The organism is Rhodococcus sp. OAS809, from assembly GCF_040546695.1.
Taxonomy (GTDB): domain Bacteria; phylum Actinomycetota; class Actinomycetes; order Mycobacteriales; family Mycobacteriaceae; genus Rhodococcus_F; species Rhodococcus_F qingshengii.
In genome coordinates this window covers 53998-71292 of sequence record NZ_JBEPOI010000004.1, presented here as the reverse complement: position 1 = coordinate 71292, position 17295 = coordinate 53998, and the positions used below count along the sequence as shown (strand labels likewise).

Genomic DNA, 17295 nt, shown 5'->3' with positions numbered 1-17295 from the left:
ATGACGAACACGCAGCAGCGCGCCGAATACCGGCGCGGCCACAAGAAAACCAGCCGATGGTCCTTCGCTCCCTCGCTCGGGAAGAAGAAAGTCCAGATCGAGAGTCCGGAAGAGACCGCCGTCGTCGACGCAGTGGTCGCTTCCGACCGGATCGCTGTCCGTCGCCAGCCTCCCAAGCGCAACAAATTGCTGGACCGGTGGGGCTGGTACGAAATCCGCTCCGAAGGCGCATGGACCTCCACCCGCCAAGGCGAAGCGCTGAACCTGGCCACGATGCGGCGCTCGGTCCGCCACGAGGGCCTGATGACGGGGTTGAACAAGATCAGCCAGACGATGGAAATCGTCGACCCGTTCGAGCTGTACGGAACGGAAATCGAGAACATCAACATCGCCGTCATCGGCGACATCGGCAAAGCGAAGTCGTCGCTGATCAAGACCGCGTTCTGCCTGCGCCAACTCGCCCTGCCGAACAGGCAGGTCGTGGTCATCGACAAGAAGCGCCAAGGAAACAAGGGCGGCGAGTACTCCGGAATTGCCGATGCGGTCGGCGCCCGTTCGATCCGTTTCCATGCCGGCGGCGCAGAGGGAATCGGGGTGCGCCTCAACCTCCTCGATCCGGCGATCGCTAGCGGAGTCGAACGCACCGACGGAGTTGCCCCGGCAGGGCAGGAAGCTCTTGTCGGCGCCGTCATCGAAGACACCATCGGCCGTACTTTGGTTGAAACCGAAGACGCTGCACTGCGTTTGGCATTGGAGGTCGTCAACAAACGTGCCGATGCGGAGGGCCGCGAGCCGATCCTGCGTGAGCTCGCCGACGAGCTGCTCAACCCGACACCTGGTTCCGGAGCGACGTTCGGTCCGTTGTGGGCGGACGACGCCAAGCGTTGGGGCCTGACACCGGGTCTGGCGCTGCGCAAGCTGTGTGAGGGCGACCTCAAGGGCCTCGTCGACGGCGCCACCTCACCGGAGGTTCGCGAGGCACTCGAGCATCCGTTCGTGCACTTCGACGTCTCCGCGCTGCCGAACAAGGGTCCCGCGTTGCGGGTGATCATGACCGTGATCAACACCTGGCTCGCCAATGTTCTCGCTTCGCGGTCCGCACAACACATGCAGACCGTGTTGATCGTCGAGGAAGGATGGCATGTCGCGGACGGATCGACCGGAAAGGTGTTCCGCGAGAACATGAAACTCTCTCGCGGTCTGGGTCTCTCGACGTGCTCGGCGTTCCACCACATCTCCGATCTGCCGACCGATTCACCGGCCCGGGCGCTGATGAAGGAAGCTGGAATCGTCTTCCTTTACGGGCAGGACCGAGTCGAAGACGCCGGAGAGACCGCGCGCATGTACCACCTGCCGCCCGGCTCGACCGAAATCATCATGTCCCTCGCCAAAGGCCACTGCCTCGTCAAATACGGCAGCGCCGATCCAATCCTGCTCCAGCACGTGCGTTCGGACATCGAAATCACACTCACCGACACGGACGAAGTCATCAAGGGAGAAGCGGCATGACCACACAGCGCCCTACCAAGCCGATAGTGGCACCGGGTGTGATACCGCTGGCCGTGACCGCGCTCGCCGTGGTGTTGAGCGTGGTCGGCGGCGGCTACCTGTCCGGGGTCTTCGCCGGCACCGGCGGCGCCTTGCCGTCCGGTATGTACGGGGTGCTCGACGTGTTCAAAGGGCTGTTCCTGCATCCGGCCGATCCGGCGCTGGCCTGGCCGGAAGGCTCACGGCCGGGCGGTCCGGTCCTGACGTGGGGATGCATCGCCGTCCTGGCGGCATTGTGCCTGTGGCTGGGAATGTTCATCTCGTCGAAGATGACGATCCGCCGCGCTGCACGCCGGGTTCGAGAGTCCGGTTTCGCGGACCGCACCGAACTTGCCCGCGCCGGCGTCAGTGAGAAGGCAGCCGTGAAGAAGGCGAAAGCGACCCGCCTCTCACTCAAGGATGTTCCGGTACGCCGCATCGCCGCGGAGGCAGAAACCACGAAGATCGCCACCCTCTACACCGGCGGTGACGGCGTCTACTTGCAGTACCGCGACGGGCTGACCTGCACCGGACCGACCGGCGCCGGTAAAACATGGCGCGTGTGCTGGAAGGGCGTCACCGACGCCGTCGGCCCCGTGGTCGCCACCTCGACCCGCGGCGACCTGCTCCGCTCGACCTGGGCGCAGCGCAGCGAAGTGGGCCGCGTCGAGGTCTTCGACCCGGAAGGGTTGACCGCGATCGCCAACCCGATGCGATGGTCGATCCTTGATGGATGCGATAACCCGGAAGTCGCCAAGCGACGAGCAGAAGCGCTGGTCCAGGCCATGCCGATGGACGACACCAGCAACGCCGGCTACTGGAACGGCAAAGCCGCGATGCTCATGCGCGGCTACCTCTACACCGCGGCCGTCAAGAACAAGGACTTGATGGACCTGCGGATCTGGGCGTCCTCCCGCAACGTCAAACTGGTGCGCGACGTCCTGAAAAAGGATCTGCCGGACTGGCACGCCGAACTCGGCCAGGCATTGGACTCGAAGTCCAACTCCTCCGACGACGTGGTCAGCGCATGTGCACGGTTGCTCGAACCGTTGGCGTCCCCGAAATTGATGGGCGCAATCAACGTCCCACGTAGCGAATCCGCTGATCTTCATGCGCTGATGACCGAAGGCAAGAACACCGTCTATCTCGTCTCGGAAGGACACAGCGCATCGGCGGCCGCGTTCACCACCGTCCTGTCCGCCGAGCTGTATCACGTGGCGAAAACGCATGGCCTGACCAGGCCAGACGACAAGATCGACCCTCCGCTACGGATGGTGCTCGACGAAATGAACAACGTCGCAGCGATTCCGAACATGCCAGATCTGATCACTGACTCCGGCGGCCGCGGAATCCAGATCTGGGCGCTCGTGCACAGCGCTTTGCAGAACGAGAAGCGCTGGGGCCGCATCGGTGGGCAGCGACTCTCGACCGATTCGCCGGCCCGTATGTATTTGCCGGGTCTCGGTGACGAAAGCGAGTTGGCGGCACTGTCTCGGCTGATGGGTAGCCGTGACGAATACACCAGCCACGATCCGCGTTCGGCTCCGCGGTCGGTGCCCGTGATGGCGCTCAACGAGATCCGTGAGATGCCCGAAGACCAAGCGCTGATGATGTTCCGCAACGCGAAGCCGATGAAAGTGCGTCTGCCCTCGGTGTGGGATGTTCCCGACCTCTCCAAGCGAGTGCGGGCCAACCAAGCAGCGTTCGACGACTTCTGCGCGAAAGGCAGCCGATGAACGGCGACTCGATGACCCCGGTGTGGGAGCGTGCAGATCACTGGCTCTCCGGGGACTCTGCGCTGTGGATCTTTCGCAGCACAAACGGGGTGTACGAGCGGCCGATCATCATCATCTCACCTGCCGGCGCCATCGTGTGCGATCCGGAAGTGACGTACAACGGCGGCATCTTCACGCTCTCCGAAGGATTCCGCGATGTGCGGCACCGTCATTCCTGTGAATCGTGCACGCACTCGGTGGAAGCGTTACACAGGCGCGGTGAGCACACTGCCGTGACCACCTGGGATTCTCGGAAAGGCGATGAGTGGTGAGTATTCCGGTGTACAACCCGGGTCCTGTCGATTGGTTGCACCTGGACCGGGTCGCGGCCGCCGAACTGTGGGTCGAACTCCGCCCGTGGGCGGAGCATCTACGTCGGCGCTATGACCTGGGCAATCAGATCCTCTCGTGCTGGTTCAAACACGATCCGCTCGTCGAGGAGCTGACAGCGGCGATGTGGGCGCATCGTGAGGTGTACCAGCAGCTGAACAAGAATCCATACCACGGAGGAATGGCAGCCTGGCACTACCAAGTGCTGTGGCCGCTCGTTCAGCGCATCCCGACGATGGCCGGCTTCGAGGAATGCCGCAGCGGAGTGTGCGGCTACGAACCCGACGAACCCGAGATCGCGGACGACTTCGCCGAGTTCATCGCTACCGACGCTGACCGACGCACCGAACCGGAACCGGCAGCTGAGTCAGCCGCTTCGATGAGCGTGCTGACGCTAGATCAGGTTCTCGAGATGATCGACAGCGGGCGGGCATCAGCAGAAGACCCTTCCGACGATTTCACAGCCGTCGACATCGACGGTGCCCGGTGGGAATTCGACGACGACACCGAAACGTATCGGCCCGTCGAATAGCCCTTCACCAGCCGAAGTATCAACGCCCCCAAGCCCTTCGACCGGTCTCGCCCACCGTTCGAGCATGCAGGTTGCGGGGCCGTTGATACTTCTCGTGTCCGCCACGGCCGCGGCGATTCGCAGGTTGTCCCGCCTGGGGCCTGCGTGTCGCGCCGTGGCGGACACACTTCCGTCTGCGGCTCTGATTGAGGACCAAAGGCTCACAGTTGCAGGAATATTCGGAATCACGTTTAGTTCACTCAACTAGCCGTTACCATCAAACCATTCGTTTGTTACCGGTTTAGCCGAAGCGGATTCCTTGACAAAACCGGCCTTAAGAGTCGGAGTGAAGCGCGTTCTCACATCAGTTGTCCCCGGTATCGATCAACGCTGATTGCAAGTCTTACTGGCCATCTCCTTACCAGGTATGCGGGCCAATCCGAGTCTTGTACGACTCACTTGGGGCACGTTGGGCTACCCGAAATCGGCAGAAATCCTTGATGCCGACGGCATCGGAAAGCAGAGCGAGTTCTTCGGAGGGACTATCCGTTGGACTCCGTCGACCGGAGCGTACGTCGTCTGACCTGTCGCAAAGGGGCGTCGAAAGTGAATGCAGTTCTCAATAATTCATGATTTGCAGGGCGGTGTCGTCGTCGAACGCCAGAACGCCCTGCGGCGACACTGCCCCGACATCCGAGCAGCTCCAATAGACGCCACAGACAGTCGTCTTTGCAGCGGCACATTCGCTCGGCCTCAATCGTCGATTGGCCATTCGAGTTGCCCATCGACAATTAGAGGCCGTGAGGAGAGAAATGAACTTCCTTCTTCAAGAGCTGTCGTAATTGAAGCGATGAATGCGGCCGGATCTTCCCATTGCGGCGCAGAGTCGAGTCCGGCCTCTCCGTAGTAGAGGCCAATGGACCCATGAGCTTCACCGGGGCGAAGATCTACGACGATAAGGCAATCGGGCGTTCCGGCGATGGGAACGAATTCGTCGATGAAGCGCAGTTGAAGGGTTCCAGCGTCCCCTGTGTCACCATCGGGCTGATCAGCCCATACTCCAAGCATCACGTTGCGTAGCGTCTGCATCTCGTCGAGAGAAAAGAGCGGTCCAAGCGGGGTGATCATCAGCCCACGGGTGCCGTTCTGCACGGAAAAAAATTCGATGAGTTCTGGAGTCCACTCAACCCTGGCCGTGTGGGAGTAACTTTTCCATGCACCCTCGATTGAGGGGCGAAGTTCTACATCCCACCCGGGCACAGCCTCAGCCAACCACGCAGTGAGCCGCTCCCACTCCGCACAGAAAGACCGATGGTACAGGGAAGGAGTGCCCTCGCCAGGCTGCGACTTTGCAGAACCCGAGGCCTTGAACTCACGGTCATAGCGGTTCGTCAAAGCGTGCCGCTCTTCCATCCCCGTCGAAATTTGCCTGATCAGCTCCTCGTCGGGAAGGAGGAGCGAGCTGGCCTGCGTGATGAACAAATGAGGAACGAATCGATTATCCTCGTCCACTCCCAATTGACAGGGATACTCACGGACATCAGGTCTTGCCTGATGTATCGAACGAGCTTGGACCAGCATTTCTCGGAACGCCGATGCCCTGTCGGCAGCAGAGCCTTTGTACACCTCGGTCCTGCCGAGATCGTTACCGAAAATCAGCTTCCAGAAAGACATACCACTCCTGCGTAATCAGAATCGATCGACTGAGCGGATCCCTCCTAATGCGTCAGGCACTACGGGCTTGGCAGGCGGTTATCCGGATTGGAAGCGGGAAACAGTCGCTCGACCGCGGCGACGATGGCCGCGCGACGGTCCGCCAGGAACTGATCGCGCGCACTCTTGGTCGCAGGCAGGCCGGGCTGGTCGGCCCAGGCCGACGCGAGCTGGCTGACGAAGACGAGGACATCGAGCGGGTCCCACGAGGGATCGAGCAGACCGTCCTGTTGTGCACGGCGCAGCTTCGCCGTCTTGTTCCGGGCCGTCTCCCGGGCGGCGTCGTCGGTGCCGACGAATTCGAGCTCTCCCCAACGCATTATGCGCCGGTTGTCGGGGTTGGCGACGAAGTAGTCGTGGACCCGTCCTGCGTAGCCGGGCAGATCGGCCGGATCCAACTGCGTCGCTTCGGCAACTGCATCGAGCTCACGGGCGGCGACAAAGCGATAGAGCTCCTCTTTGCTGCGAAAGTAGGCGTAGACCCGTTCCTTGCTGGTCTTGGCAGATTTCGCGATCCGATCGATGCGCGCACCGGCGATCCCGTACCGCGCGAATTCGGCCGTGGCCGCTTCGACAATGCGGTCACGAGACGAATCGATGCGAGACGAGGACGACACTCGGAAAACCATACCAAGTCGCCCTATTTGGTTTGGCCAAGATGTCGAAGCACCCTTCCTCACATCACACCAAACGGTTGGTTTGCCAATTCCGAGATTCGGAGTTAGCATCACACCAAACGGTTTGGTTTGGCTATGGAGGAGGGCAATACATGCAGGACAGGGCATTGGGAACGCAAGGACTGACCGTCTCGGCGGTAGGTTACGGATCGATGGGTACGGTGGTCGGGTACGGAGCCAGCGACGACACCGAATCGGTCGCAGCGATCCGCCGTGCGCACGATCTCGGCGTGACGTTCTTCGACACCGCCGAGATGTACGGCTGGGGAGAGGGGGAGAAACTCCTGGGCCGCGCGGTGGCGCCTTTTCGTGACGAGGTGGTGATCGCCACCAAGTTCGGGTTCACCCCCCGCTTCGGGACCGACTCACGCCCCGAGCACATCCGCGAGGTGGTCGAGACAAGCCTGCGCAACCTGGGAGTGGACAGTATCGATCTGCTCTATCAGCACCGAGTCGACCCCGCTGTACCGATCGAGGACGTCGTCGCCACCATGGCCGAGTTCGTCGACGCCGGCAAGGTGAAATACCTTGGCCTGTCCGAAGCGCCGCCCGAAGACATCCGCAAAGCGCATGCGGTACACCCGATCTCGGCTCTGCAAACCGAGTACTCGATCTTCGCTCAGGATGCCGAGCCCCTGTTTCCGCTGCTGGAAGAGCTCGGCATCGGATTCGTCGCCTATTCCCCCCTGGCGCGTGGATTCCTCACCGGCACAGCGAAACCGGCTCGCGACTACGATCCGACCGACTTCCGTACCCTCATGCCCTGGTGGAATGCCGACAACTATGACGCCAACGCACGCATCGTCGGCCAGCTCACCGAACTCGCCGACGCCCAAGCCATGACGGTCTCGCAGCTGGCACTGGCCTGGACTCTTGCCCAACGCGACTACATCGTCCCGATTCCGGGCTCGCGCAACCCCGACCGCGTCGCGCAGAACATCGCAGCCGGTGACATTGCGCTGACCGCCGAGGACCTCGAGCGCATCGCCGCGATCGCTCCCGACGGTGGGCAGGGCGGCCGCGGCACCCCCTCGCCATGGCTGTAGAAAACAGCCGGCCCGGGCACGTCGATACCCCCGTCTCCGACGGAGGAGACGTCATGGCCGCGTTCTTCACGTGCGAGAACGGGCGGTACATCCCGGGCCGCAAGTCCTTGAGCGCCTGGAGTGCCACCCAGTTGTCCGGCACCGTCGTCTGTGGACTGTTGGCGCGTGGGCTGGAGACCTGCAGTCCAGGAACAGAGTTCGTGCCCGCCCGGTTCACAGTCGACATGTTCAGCCCGGTTCTCGACGAACCGATCGAACTGCGCAGCGCGATCGTCAGGGATGGCAACCGTATCCGGGTGGCCGACGCGCACATCGTTCAGGGAAACCGGGTCCGGGCCCGCGCGACCGCGCAGTTCCTGATCGCCTCCGCCGAGCCGCCCGGGGAGATCTGGCGACCGACCCATGACATGCCCGTTCCTGACGCCCGCCTCGACCACGCGGACGGCTCGATGCCTTTGTTCAAATCCGGGGCCGGCGAGTGGACGCACAGCTTCACCTCCGGCTTGAACTCGCACCGAAAAACCGTGTGGAACAACATCCCGCCCCTGGTGGACGGCATGCCCATCACCGCGTTCGAGCGCTCGGCGGTCGTCGCCGACTTCACCAACCTGGTGTGCAACTGGGGTACAGCGGGGGTCGGCTACATCAACACCGATGTCACCATGACCCTGTCCCGGCTACCGGAGGGGCCAGAGCTGGGCCTACATGCCTGGGACAACGTATCTGCGAACGGGATCGCGGTCGGGACCGCGAGCCTCTACGACCGCACCGGGCCGCTGGGGACCTGCACGATCACTGCACTGTCCAACGCTCGTCGGCAGGTCGACGTGGCGGTTGCAGGCGAGGCGCAGCCAGCGACCGCCGGCATGATCTGAGCCTTCTTGGCCTAGCGGGCTGCGATCGCGTCCCACGTCCGATTCATCACCGCCCGCAGCCCTTTCGTTTCGGCGGCGGGCACTCCCACACAGATTGTTTCTTTGAGAAAGGCAACTCGTTCCATGACCATCACTGCAACGGATCCCAGGCCGCGTGAACGCGCTGAGAAGGCGGTCGGATTCGCCGACCGCGAATTGCCGTTCCCGCTGCCACCGACTTTCGACTCGGTCGACGCCGAGCGCGAGTACCGAAAAGAGCAGCTGGCCGATGGATTCAAGATCTTCAGCCGGCTCGGATTCTCCGAGGGCGTGACCGGGCACATCACGGTACGAGATCCCGGCGAACCGGACACTTTCTGGGTCAACCCGTTCGGCATGGCGTTCTCTCGGATCACGGCGTCGGACCTGGTCCGCTGCGATCATGACGGCAATGTCGTGGAGGGGCGCTTCCACGTCAACCGCCCGGCCTTCGTCATTCACGCAGAGGTGCACCGTGCCCGGCCTGATGCCGTGGCTTCAGCACATGCGCACTCGTTGCACGGCAAGGCTTTCTCCACGCTCGGGATCCCGCTGGACCCGCTCACCCCGGACGCGTGCGCATTTTTCGAAGACCACGGCCTGTACGCGGAATTCGGCGGTGTCGCCAACGATGTCGAGGAGGGCAAGCGGATCGCCGAGTCGCTGGGCGATCACAAGGCCGCGATCCTGCAGAACCACGGGCTGATCACGGTCGGCAAGTCGGTGGCCGAGGCGGTGTGGTGGTTCGTATCGATGGACCGCGCATGCCAGGCGCAATTGCTGGCGATGGCGGCCGGCACCCCGAAACCGATCGACCGTGAGTCGGCGCTGAAGGTCCGTGGGCAGACCGGTGGACACTTCTCGGGTTGGTTTCAGGCCCAGCCGATGTGGGCTGAGCTGGCGGATCCGACTTCATCGCCTTCCTGATGGCCGCACCGGGGGGCGTCCAGCGCATGACGAGGGATTACTCACTCGGTGCCGACGGTCACGAGCACGACATACAGATGGTGTCTACGACCACTATTTGTTGCCGATGATCTGCCACCGCTAAATTGCAATACATAGCCACCCATCGCGGTGGGGCTGGAAGTGAGCCACAGGATTACTCGCCGGATGACGAGGCCTGTGGCTTGCGGCTTTTCACGAGTAAGACGGCCCGGGCGATCGAACTCCCGGTTTTGCCAGGTTCTCCATGTTCCTGCCTGGGCTCGCACCACGGAGGGAAGTCCCGCTTAGGTTTCTGCCGATGGCATGATCCGATCGCAGGTACACAGCTGGAAGCCGTGATGTGTGCCCATCCTGAGGTGTGCCAGCAGCTGAGAATAAATCCCCGCGGCAAAGGAATAAGTGACCGCAATATCAGAACTGGACGTGCCGATTGATTCGGTTGTGGGTGTACTGCAGGGCTGTCCTGGCGAGCGAGTCAGCAGCCAGGTGGTCCACGGTTGCGCTGGTACGCATCCAACTCTCAACCGTTGTATCGAATCTCCCCACCAACGTCCGACAGTCCTCGATGATTCGTCGAGGACTTTTTCGTATCTGCATCCGCGGCTGGCCTGGTCCTGACGGCATAAACTGTCCTGCTTGCGGAAATCCGAAAACGACGCTTTCACAATGATTTACACGATTTCTGGCCCAGTTGAGGCTCATCGTAACCTTCATGGCGTCGTCCATGGTCCACACCGGACGTCTGGCCGACGTCGGGGTGACAGTCTGGTTGAAGCAAGACTCGAGAGCTGGTGTCCAGAGCTTCTTTTCGTTGTCGCTATCTGCGGGCTTGGTGAGAAGCTGTACCCAGGTGCCGAACATCAACTCCGCGACGATCTTTCCCGGTTCGGGCCGACGCACGATACGAGGCTTTCCAGTTCGCGGATCCTTTGGCGCGACCCGTTTCTTGGCCAAGATCTCGTAGTCCCTCACCGACAGAAGCTGGCCATACGCTTTGTCGACACCTACTCGTACGCTTTTGCTCGTGAGCGCTTGACGATCAAACCACCGCGGTCCGTACTGACCCGAAAGCGCGAGGTGCATTTGTTGGCGCACAATGAGTTCCGTCACGCGCAGTTGACTATGAATGTGAGAAGAGAGCTCCATATCCAGGTGATAGAGCCTGCGCGCTTGAAGCCGCGACCCGTTCATCGCAGCCAGATACGGACGTAACCGTTCCTTCGCAGAGGCACGTTCGAGGGCGTCACCCTGAAGTTTCGTAGGTTGAAGGAACACGGCTGGTGATGCTACTGTGTTCCCATATTCCCGGTTAAACGGGTTATCGAAGCCGCCGTGTCCTCCTTGGAACGGCGGCTTCCTTATTTGTGCATTTCCGATCCACAGAGTCATTCAAATCCCGACATCGATTTAGACGGCGCGAAGGCCGGTACTCCAGTCCATCTCGGATGGGAATCGTCCGGCATCTATCTCCCGGACTTCTTCGCACGGTGGGCGTACTCATGGCAGCCGGCCTGGGTTTGACGGTGTCTACTGATCCCTCCACTTTCCCCGGGCATTTCTTTGCGAGGGCAGCCCTTTTCACGGAATCCGTAGTGGTCTACATCCGCGGGCCGTGGCGCTGGTTCTCGCGTTGGACGTGTTGGACGTGTTGGGCGATGGTGTGGTGGTGCTCGATCGTCGCTTGTTCGTGCTCGGTGCGGCGTTGTTCTTCGCGGTGTTCTTGTATGCGGTCGTGCAGGTCGCCGATGTCGCGGTGAACGATATTGAAGGGTGCCATGTCGGCCCTGTTCTCGGGGCGGTCGCCGGCCACTGAGGTGGTGTCGGTGATGTTGTACCGATCCCGGTACGCCTGAATCTCGGCGGCCGTACGATCCCACTGCACTGTCAGCTCGCCGGCTTCGGGCCGCGCTTCGAGGTGTTGCGTGAAGCGCAGTTCGGGGTCGTTGCTCCGCTGGTCGTCGGCGGCGATGCGGCGGGTATTCGCGGTGTGCTCGGAGGCGATGTCGGTGTAGGTGGTCTCCAGCTGCTCGGCGAGTGCCGGGTCGACGAGGTGGGCGTCGAGGTCGGGGGAGCGCACCCAGTGCGGTGCGGCTGGGTCGACGGGTTCACGTGCCGGTGGTGCGATGGTGTCGAGCGCGTCGGCAATGCCGGTGACGTGTGCAGTCGAGTGCGCGACTATTTCGATTTTGCGGCACAGGTCGTCGACGTCGAAGCCTGCGTGGGTGACGAGTTCGCGGATGCGGCCTACTGCTGCGTTCCACCGCGGGTCTTCCGTGCGTTCGGCGACGGCAATTGCGGCTGGGAAGTGCTCGCGCAGGATCTCGTCGTGTTCGGTGGCCCAGCGGGTGTTCGTCTTCTCGGCCGCAGTCGTGATGGCTGGTGCCATGTCTTTGATCAGGTTCGCGGCGGTGACGTCTTCGCCCCGCGCTGCGAGTTGCTGCGCGTGCCAGGAGAGAACTGCCTCAGGTGTGAGGCCGGCGAGTGCTGCTTTGCGTAGGTGGCGGCCGAGTCGGTGCGCACTGGCTTCGGCGAGGATGCGCTCTGCCGTGTCGGGTTCGAACGCTTCCCGCACGGGGCGCTGGATGCGGGCGGTGTCGAGCTGCGTCCGCGTCTCGTCGTAGCGGCGGATGGTCGCGCCGATGCCGTCGGTGCGCTCGTGTTCGGGGCGGGCGAGCGCGTAGCGGTCGGCGAGGATGCGGGCGTAGTCGTCGAGTTCTTTGTCGGTACTGGTGGTGCGCGGCGGCAGCGGCGGGAGCGCGGTGTCGGCGCGCTCTGCTGCCGCTTCTGCTGCGGCTTGGGTGGCCTCGACGATGCGGGAGTTCAGAACTCGGGCGACATCGCGGGCGGTGTGGAGTTCGCCGGTTGCAAGTGCGTCGTTGAGGATGCGCCGGGCGCTGTCACCTCGGTCGTGTGCCTGTCCGAGTGTGGTGCGGAGCGCGGCGAGGCTGCCGGGGTTTTCGGCGGCAATCGTCGCGAGTAGCGCTGCGGGCAGCGCCCGGTCGAGAACGTCGTCGAGCCAGCGATCGCGCAACCTGCTGTGTACGGCGTGGTACGCCTCGCGGAGCCGCTGCGGGCTGCGGGCGTGCTCGAGCGCTTCACGGATCTCGGTGATGGCGGCTTTGTGGCCGTTGTCGTTGGCGAGGATCTTTTCGAGCACTTCACGTGAGGCCGGGTTGTTGATGGACCCCAGGTGCATGCCCTCGGTGTCTTGGGTGACGCCGGGTTCGACGGGGACGTACAGGTGGTTTTCGGTGCGGCCGCGGGTGGTGGCGACGTAGAGGCCGGGACGGTTGGTGCTGTGTCCGACGGTGGTGTGGGAGGTGTCGACGGTGATGCCTTGGCTGCGGTGCACGGTGGCGGCGTAGCCGAGTTCGGTGTTCCGTTTCACGTAACGGGCGGGCAGCGTGATCGTGCCCTCGTGGGTTTTGCTGCGCAGGTTCAGTGAACCGTTTTCGTTGACGGCGGTGACGGTCCACAGGTCGCCGTTGCGGACGAACATGTTGCGGCGTTTGCCGCCCTTGGTGCGCAGACGACGCTTGTTCTTGCGGGTCAGGACGATGTCACCGACTCCGGCGTCGAGTTCGTCGGACAGGGCCACGGTGCGTTCGGTTTTCGCGGTGCCGGCGGCGCGGTAGTGCGCCTGGATCGCGAGGTTCACTTCGCGGACGTCGTCTCGGGTCGAGAGCATGACGATCGAGGATTTCCCGGCGTCGATATCGGCGAGGTAGGCGGCGGCGGCGGCGTCTTTCATCTCGGCGGCGGTGCCGTCGTGAACCCATCCGCGGGAGTAGAACAGCTCCAGGCTGCTCTCGTCGCCGTGCCGCAGGGCGAGGGAGTTCTCGGCTTGTTCGGTGTCTTCGCCGAAGCGCACAACGACCGTGAGTTCGGGTGCGTTGGTTTCTTCGGCGAGCAGTCGCAGCGCACCACCGGTTTCGACGGCGTCAAGCTGGTTCGGGTCACCGAGCAGCCGGACCACAGCGCCCTTAGCGGCAGCAATTTCGGTGATGGCAGCGAGGTCTTTGGTCGATGCCAGGGATGCTTCGTCGACGAGCAGCATCGCCCCGGCGGGGATCTCGATGTGCTCGGGGAGGCTGCGCGGTTCGTAGTCTTCGAGGCCGCGCCACGGGTACGTCAGGGTGGCAAGGGTGTGGGCGGTAGTGCCGATTTCTTCACCCAAAGTTTCAGCCGCAACGGCGGACGGTGCGAGCGCGATGACCTCGTATCCGGCGGCGGTCCAGGTGTCGGTGACCGCTTTCATCGACGTCGTCTTGCCGGTGCCGGCCGGGCCGATACCGACGGCGAGGAGCGTTCCGGCGCCGACGAAATGCTCGGCAAGCTCGCGCTGCCGCGCGTTGAGTGGGTGATCGCTCGTGCGGGCGATTTTCTCGACGACCTTGTCGAGTCCGGCTTGCGTCGCGATGTAGGCGGTCGGTGTTCCGGTGGCGTCGAGCAGGGATTGCTCGGCGGCGATGACACCTTCGGAGGTGTGCAGTGCGGCGCCGTGGCTCTCCAGGACGAACTCGCCGTTGCGGCGTCGCAGTACCTCGGGGGCGGGCGGAAGATCGGCGGCCGGCATGTGCACGGACTCGGTCAGAACGTAAGCGGTGACGGCGTCGATTGCCTCTCGGCGGGCGCTGTCGTCAGGGAAGGTGACGGCCGCGAAATTCGCTTCGACCGCACTGTGAATGTGGGTGATCGCCCAGCTTGCGCGGACGTTCTCGAGGCGGTCGAGCACACGGGCCGCTTCGACGTCGACACTGTCGGCAGCGCGCATGGTCGTCGGGCTGAGAGTTCCTGTGGCGTGGGCGTCTTGGATGTTGCGCCAGTGTTGGGCGAGGCCGTCGACGTGTTCGGGCGTGCCGAGGATCTGGGCGGATCGGGTGACCCAGTTGTGCTGCATTTCTCGCAGGGTTTCCGGCTCTTGCTTGCCGGCGCGGGTGTCGAGGTTAGCTTGCTGGTAGAGCGCGTACATCGCTTTTGCAGAAGGCATCCGGCCGTGTGAGGCGCGGTAGTCGGCGACGAGTTGATCGCGTCGAGCTTCGATCTGGGTGCGGCGTGAGGAGAACATTTCGCACAACTCTTGAGGGACTGCGGCCAGCTCGACGACGTCCTGGCGGCCGCGTCCGGTGGAGCGTTCGGTGAGGTCGAATCCGAGTTCGGTGTGCAGCTTCGCCATCACGGTCGCGTTGTAGCGCTGCGAGGCAGGCACGCCGTAGCGGTGCAGTGTGGAGCCGTCGAGGGCACGCCATTTTCCGTCGTTTTCGGTGCAGACCTTGATGGATACGACGGCGTGGGTGTGCAGGTTCGGATCCCCGGCGCGGGAGTCGTAGTGGTTGTAGAGGGTGGCGACGAGGCCGGTGGTGTCGTGCACTTCCTGGCTGGTGGCGCCGGTGCGGGTGAAGCACGCTTCCTGCTCGATCCAGCCGAGGGTGTCGGTGACGGTTTCGTGGTGGATGCGTTCGATTGCGCGGCGGGTGTTGTCGTCGGCGAGTGCCCACATCGTCGACACGCTCTTGGGTGGTGTGAACACCAGGTCGTAGCCTGCGACGGGTTGGCGGACGCGGGATTTCTGGGCGCTGATCCACGACCACAGTTCGCGATTGTCTTCGGCTGATCGTCCGTGGGTCTGCTCGAACAGCCGGGTTCCGACGCTCTCCATGAGGGCCGCTGAATCGGCTTTCGACGGTCGGCGTCCGTTATCGACGGCGAACTGTTCGAGGGCGGCGCGGTGCTCGGTCAGGAGCGGGATGTCGTTGGTGAACTTGGGGAACTTGCGTCCGAGCCGGGCGGCTTTGACGGCGGCGTCGGGATTGGCGCCGGCGGCGATGAAGTCCTCGATCATCGCGTCGGCGTTGGGGTGCATTCCCTCGCCGAACAGTGCCTTCATCTGCGGTTCGGAGACGGTCTCTCCGGGTCCGATTCGGTGCGCGGGATCAACCGCTACGTCGGCGTCCATGCGCGCCAGGTCGGTCAGTCCTGCGCCGAACCAGGTACCCGGCGGGGTGCCGTGGGCGGTGTAGTAGTCGGTGAGTTCTTGGCCGTGCTCCAGCTCGCGGTCTGCGGTGGCGACCTGCTTTGTCAGGTACTCGTAGCCATCGCCCGCGTGCAGTACGTGGAGCGTCATCACAAGGCCACCATAGTCGCCGCGGGCTGCCTGGTGGAGGGCAGACACCCCCAAAGTCTGAAATTCAGCAAGAGGTGTGTCTGAGTTTATGGGCTTGGCTGAGTGAAACGAAGTGCATCTGGTGAGGAACGAACTGCTAGTGCTGAGGGAAGCGAACTGTTTGAAAATATGGATGAGCTGGATGGATAGATGGTTTGACATGGTGATGTGTGAAAAGGTTCAGTGGAGTTGTGATGGTTGGCCCGAGTTTTTGAGCCGGGAAGCGTTAGGTGGACGGGGAACAATTGATGGCCGATCGCCGCTGCCGGCGGTAAGGTTTGCGGCATGGCGTCCTCAAACACATCCACGATCAGCGCGAGGGAACGGGCACGCGCAGCGAATGCCGCCCGTCTCGCGGAAGAGCAAGAGCGATTGAAGAAGGTCGAGGACGATCTCGTCCGATTCTTCAAGGCGCAGGAGTCGCGAGAGAAGATCGCGGACGATGCGCGAGTGCGTATCGAGCGCATTCGCGAAGAAACCGACACCAAGATCGCCGACGCGGATCGTTCCGGTGCGGCTGCGATTGCGGATCTCAAATCTCGCGGCGAAACGGTGGCGAGCATCGCGCAGCTGACCGGCCTGACGACAACTGAGGTCAACAAATTGCTGCGGTCGACCAAACCGAAACAGAAATCGGAAAAGGCTCCCGCTGACAAGACTGCGTCGAAGGAAGATTCGTCACCGGCACCGGCACCGGCACCGGCTTCGTCGACTGATCCTGCCGCGCTGGCGTCGTAGAAGCGACCAGCGAATCAATGTCGGCCTTCGCGGTTTTCCCCGGTTGGGTGTCAGCGACCGATTGTGCGTTGCCTGAGATCGAGCGGAGCGGGAACAGAAATCTCGGGCATCCACATGAGGGATATCGCTGTCCCCGGTTGGGGGAAACCGCGGCCGACTCGTCGGCAACTCTCACAAGCGTTAGGAGTTCGTTCTGATGGCGGACGTCCTAACGCTTCCGGCGCTCGGAGACCCGGAACGGGAACGATTCGAGCGGTTCATCGTGCGCGGCCCGGGCGAGCGAGATTGCCATTTTTGGACCGGCAGCATCTCCGATGACGGGTACGGAAGATTTTGGCTGATGCGCGATGGCCGGCAGCGAGTCGTGCGCCCGCATCGGTACGCATTGATGCTCGAACTCGGTCGGCCGTTGACCGATTCCGAGTTCGCGATCCACGAAGTGTGCGACAACCCGATCTGTGTACGGGCCACGACGAGCATCGCCGGACGTCCACATGTCGTTGCGGGTACGCAATCGCAGAATCTTGCAGGGATGAGCGCGAAGGGGCGCGGCGGCGGCCGGGGGCAGAGCTGGCATTGGTACGGCCCGGATCGCGCCGCCCGTGCGGCGCGATCGAAGGCTCTGCGGGATGCGTTGCGCAATGGATGGGACGCAGACGCGGTGGAATCCGCGTTGCTTCGCACGGACACTCCGACACTTTTTTGACGAGCGAAAGGCACGAGAAGATGAGCGAGAACTTCACTCCGCGGGAGCGGTCCGCAGTGGAAGCGGCGGCATACCAGGCAACGAAGCACACGCAAAAGATCACCGACGCGGATCTCGTTGCGGTCGTCGAAGGTTTGACCGGAACGTCGGTTGCGCAGACTCCGCGTATCGACATCGCGTTTCCGGCGGCGGGCGATTCGGACGAGCTCTTCCACTGACCGACGCACGACGCGGCTCGGTTCGCCGGTCCGCGCAGTGCGGCGCAGTG

At 63.0% G+C, this 17295-nt stretch carries 15 protein-coding genes; 11 read left to right on the top strand and 4 right to left on the bottom strand.

The features are described from left to right. The 5 genes from ABIE52_RS33895 (at position 1) to ABIE52_RS33875 (ending at position 4726) form a co-directional block, all read left to right on the top strand. A complete protein-coding gene (locus tag ABIE52_RS33895) occupies positions 1 to 1509 on the top strand; it encodes a putative type IV secretion/conjugal transfer ATPase (protein WP_192713707.1) in 1509 nt (502 codons plus the stop codon). Further along, a complete protein-coding gene (locus tag ABIE52_RS33890; RefSeq protein WP_192713706.1) occupies positions 1506 to 3263 on the top strand; it encodes a type IV secretory system conjugative DNA transfer family protein in 1758 nt (585 codons plus the stop codon). Before ABIE52_RS33895 ends, ABIE52_RS33890 begins: the two co-directional genes overlap by 4 nt. Continuing rightward, positions 3260 to 3574: a hypothetical protein gene (locus tag ABIE52_RS33885; protein ID WP_192713705.1), complete on the top strand. Its 315-nt coding sequence runs from the start codon at positions 3260 to 3262 to the stop codon at positions 3572 to 3574. Before ABIE52_RS33890 ends, ABIE52_RS33885 begins: the two co-directional genes overlap by 4 nt. Then, the gene (locus ABIE52_RS33880) at positions 3571 to 4164 is read left to right on the top strand and encodes a hypothetical protein (protein ID WP_192713704.1); all 594 of its coding nucleotides are present in this window, start codon (positions 3571 to 3573) and stop codon (positions 4162 to 4164) included. The genes ABIE52_RS33885 and ABIE52_RS33880 overlap by 4 nt, the downstream gene beginning before the upstream one ends. Positions 4165 to 4570: 406 nt before the next feature. Then, positions 4571 to 4726 carry a hypothetical protein gene (locus tag ABIE52_RS33875; RefSeq protein ID WP_354541620.1) on the top strand — a complete coding sequence of 52 codons (156 nt, stop codon included), beginning with the start codon at positions 4571 to 4573 and terminating at the stop codon, positions 4724 to 4726. A 170-nt stretch (positions 4727 to 4896) separates the two neighbouring features. On the opposite strand, the gene ABIE52_RS33870 is transcribed toward ABIE52_RS33875, so the two are convergent. Both ABIE52_RS33870 and ABIE52_RS33865 read right to left on the bottom strand, forming a co-directional pair. After that, the gene (locus ABIE52_RS33870; protein WP_192713703.1) at positions 4897 to 5817 is read right to left on the bottom strand and encodes an SMI1/KNR4 family protein; all 921 of its coding nucleotides are present in this window, start codon (positions 5815 to 5817) and stop codon (positions 4897 to 4899) included. Positions 5818 to 5876: 59 nt separating this feature from the next. Beyond that, a complete protein-coding gene (locus ABIE52_RS33865) occupies positions 5877 to 6473 on the bottom strand; it encodes a TetR/AcrR family transcriptional regulator (RefSeq protein WP_354541619.1) in 597 nt (198 codons plus the stop codon). A gap of 152 nt (positions 6474 to 6625) precedes the next feature. On the opposite strand from ABIE52_RS33865, the gene ABIE52_RS33860 reads away from it, so the two are divergent. The 3 genes from ABIE52_RS33860 (at position 6626) to ABIE52_RS33850 (ending at position 9399) form a co-directional block, all read left to right on the top strand. Further along, positions 6626 to 7579: an aldo/keto reductase gene (locus ABIE52_RS33860; protein WP_192713701.1), complete on the top strand. Its 954-nt coding sequence runs from the start codon at positions 6626 to 6628 to the stop codon at positions 7577 to 7579. Next, positions 7570 to 8454, top strand: a complete 885-nt coding sequence (locus ABIE52_RS33855; protein ID WP_354541618.1) for an acyl-CoA thioesterase domain-containing protein — start codon at positions 7570 to 7572, stop codon at positions 8452 to 8454. Before ABIE52_RS33860 ends, ABIE52_RS33855 begins: the two co-directional genes overlap by 10 nt. A gap of 123 nt (positions 8455 to 8577) precedes the next feature. Further along, on the top strand, positions 8578 to 9399 hold the full coding sequence (locus tag ABIE52_RS33850) for a class II aldolase/adducin family protein (protein ID WP_192713700.1): 822 nt from the start codon (positions 8578 to 8580) through the stop codon (positions 9397 to 9399). A gap of 432 nt (positions 9400 to 9831) precedes the next feature. Here ABIE52_RS33850 and ABIE52_RS33845 read toward each other — a convergent pair whose 3' ends face one another. After that, positions 9832 to 10809, bottom strand: coding sequence for a hypothetical protein (locus tag ABIE52_RS33845; protein ID WP_192713699.1), 978 nt, complete (start codon positions 10807 to 10809; stop codon positions 9832 to 9834). Positions 10810 to 11017: 208 nt separating this feature from the next. Then, positions 11018 to 15592, bottom strand: a complete 4575-nt coding sequence (gene mobF / locus ABIE52_RS33840) for a MobF family relaxase (RefSeq protein WP_192713698.1) — start codon at positions 15590 to 15592, stop codon at positions 11018 to 11020. Between the two features lie 276 nt (positions 15593 to 15868). Between mobF and ABIE52_RS33835 the strand changes: the two genes are divergently transcribed. The 3 genes from ABIE52_RS33835 (at position 15869) to ABIE52_RS33825 (ending at position 17245) form a co-directional block, all read left to right on the top strand. Beyond that, positions 15869 to 16321, top strand: a complete 453-nt coding sequence (locus ABIE52_RS33835; protein WP_192713697.1) for a hypothetical protein — start codon at positions 15869 to 15871, stop codon at positions 16319 to 16321. 196 nt (positions 16322 to 16517) lie between these two features. After that, a complete protein-coding gene (locus ABIE52_RS33830; protein ID WP_230091278.1) occupies positions 16518 to 17027 on the top strand; it encodes a hypothetical protein in 510 nt (169 codons plus the stop codon). A 20-nt stretch (positions 17028 to 17047) separates the two neighbouring features. Continuing rightward, the gene (locus ABIE52_RS33825) at positions 17048 to 17245 is read left to right on the top strand and encodes a hypothetical protein (protein WP_192713696.1); all 198 of its coding nucleotides are present in this window, start codon (positions 17048 to 17050) and stop codon (positions 17243 to 17245) included. Positions 17246 to 17295: the final 50 nt, after the last annotated feature.

Excerpts from the sequence above, each read along its gene's own strand:
- ABIE52_RS33895 (WP_192713707.1), top strand. The coding sequence starts at position 1 with ATGACGAACACGCAGCAGCGCGCCGAATACCGGCGCGGCCACAAGAAA.
- ABIE52_RS33890 (WP_192713706.1), top strand. The coding sequence starts at position 1,506 with ATGACCACACAGCGCCCTACCAAGCCGATAGTGGCACCGGGTGTGATA.
- ABIE52_RS33885 (WP_192713705.1), top strand. The coding sequence starts at position 3,260 with ATGAACGGCGACTCGATGACCCCGGTGTGGGAGCGTGCAGATCACTGG.
- ABIE52_RS33875 (WP_354541620.1), top strand. The coding sequence starts at position 4,571 with ATGCGGGCCAATCCGAGTCTTGTACGACTCACTTGGGGCACGTTGGGC.
- ABIE52_RS33870 (WP_192713703.1), bottom strand. The coding sequence starts at position 5,817 with ATGTCTTTCTGGAAGCTGATTTTCGGTAACGATCTCGGCAGGACCGAG.
- ABIE52_RS33860 (WP_192713701.1), top strand. The coding sequence starts at position 6,626 with ATGCAGGACAGGGCATTGGGAACGCAAGGACTGACCGTCTCGGCGGTA.
- ABIE52_RS33855 (WP_354541618.1), top strand. The coding sequence starts at position 7,570 with ATGGCTGTAGAAAACAGCCGGCCCGGGCACGTCGATACCCCCGTCTCC.
- ABIE52_RS33850 (WP_192713700.1), top strand. The coding sequence starts at position 8,578 with ATGACCATCACTGCAACGGATCCCAGGCCGCGTGAACGCGCTGAGAAG.
- ABIE52_RS33845 (WP_192713699.1), bottom strand. The coding sequence starts at position 10,809 with ATGACTCTGTGGATCGGAAATGCACAAATAAGGAAGCCGCCGTTCCAA.
- ABIE52_RS33835 (WP_192713697.1), top strand. The coding sequence starts at position 15,869 with ATGGCGTCCTCAAACACATCCACGATCAGCGCGAGGGAACGGGCACGC.
- ABIE52_RS33830 (WP_230091278.1), top strand. The coding sequence starts at position 16,518 with ATGGCGGACGTCCTAACGCTTCCGGCGCTCGGAGACCCGGAACGGGAA.
- ABIE52_RS33825 (WP_192713696.1), top strand. The coding sequence starts at position 17,048 with ATGAGCGAGAACTTCACTCCGCGGGAGCGGTCCGCAGTGGAAGCGGCG.